The sequence below is a fragment of the Streptomyces sp. NPDC002669 genome (genome assembly GCF_042889165.1).
In the GTDB taxonomy this organism is placed as follows: domain Bacteria; phylum Actinomycetota; class Actinomycetes; order Streptomycetales; family Streptomycetaceae; genus Streptomyces.
Map to the genome: position 1 here is coordinate 1 of NZ_JBIAQQ010000081.1, position 1,552 is coordinate 1,552.

General features: G+C 69.7%; 1 protein-coding gene. It reads left to right on the top strand.

The annotated features are described in order from the left end of the window. Positions 1–1,552 (top strand): condensation domain-containing protein (locus ACFYW1_RS39015; RefSeq protein ID WP_389004591.1); only part of this gene is annotated, 1,552 nt, incomplete at both ends.

Here is a 1,552-nt window from a genome sequence, read left to right on the forward strand (position 1 = left end):
AACTCGACGGAAGAGACCATCACCGCGGTCTGGACCGACGTCCTCGGCATCGACACCATCGGCATCCACGACAACTTCTTCGAACTGGGCGGACATTCACTGCTCGCGACCCAGGTGACGTCGCGGTTGCGGCAGCGGCTCGGGCTGGACGTCCCGGTGCGTGCCCTCTTCACCTCGCCCACCCCGGCCGCACTGGCCGGGGTCGTACGAGAGCTGGAGACCGCCGACGAGGCGCCGCTGGTGCCGCTCGACCGCAGCAGCGGCCCACTGCCCCTTTCGTTCGCGCAGCAGCGGCTGTGGTTCCTGGACCAGTTGACACCGGGCAGTGCCGAATACCTGGTGCCGTTCGGCCTGCGGATGCGCGGCACGCTCGACACCGGTGCGCTGGGTGCGGCGTTCACCGGTCTGGTGACCCGGCACGAGGTGCTGCGGACCCGGTTCGTCACGGACGACTCAGGACGTCCCTCGCAGATCGTGGACGCCCCGTGGTCGGTCACTCCGGTGGTGCACGACCTCCGGGGCCGCCCGGCGGCCGAGCGGGAGCGGGCCGCACTGGAGATCATGGCGGCCGAGGCACGACGACCGTTCGAACTGGACGGGGGGCAGCTTCTGCGGGTCGACGTCGTGCGCGTCGCGGACGACGACCAGTACGTGCTGATCACGCTGCACCACATTGTCTCGGACGGTTGGTCCTCCGGGATTCTGGCCCGTGAGTTGCGGGAGTTGTACGCGGCTGCGGTTGCCGGGCGTGAGGTGTCGCTTCCCGAACTCTCCATCCAGTACGCGGATTTCGCCGCCTGGCAGCGGGAGCAGCTGGACGGGGAGTTCCTGGAGAGGCAGCTGGCGTACTGGCGCGAACGCCTCACGGGGGTTCCGGCCCTGGAGCTGCCGACCGACCACGGCCGGCCGGCCGAGCGGGAGGGCGCCGAGGGCGACACCGTGTACTTCTCGGTGCCGGCGGAGGTCGCGGAGGCGCTGCGGGCGACGGCGAGCGGGCAGGGCGCGAGTCTGTTCATGGCGTTGTTGTCCCTGTTCCAGATCGTTCTGGCGCGTTACTGCCGCCAGGACGACATCGCGGTCGGCACACCCATCGCCGGCCGCAACCGTGCCGAGACGGAGGACCTGATCGGCTTCTTCGTCAACACCCTCGTCCTGCGCACCGACCTGTCCGGCGACCCGGCGTTCACCGAACTTCTCGACCGGGTCAAGGACACCGCGCTCGGTGCCTACGACCACCAGGACCTGCCCTTCGAACGCCTCGTCGACGAGCTGGCCCCCGACCGCGACCTGTCCCGCAACCCCCTGTTCCAGACCATGTTCGTCTTCCAGAACACCCCGGACGGGGAGTCGTGGAGCCTGCCCGGCCTGACGGTCGAGCAGGTCGGGGTGGGCGGTCAGGACGCCAAGTTCGACCTCCAGCTGACCGCGGCGGAGACGGACGGTGAGCTTCTGGCAGCCCTGGAGTATCGGACGGATTTGTTCGAGCGGGCGTCGGTCGAGCGGTTGGCGGGGCATTTCGTGACGCTGGCGGCGTCGGTTGCGGCGGCGCCGG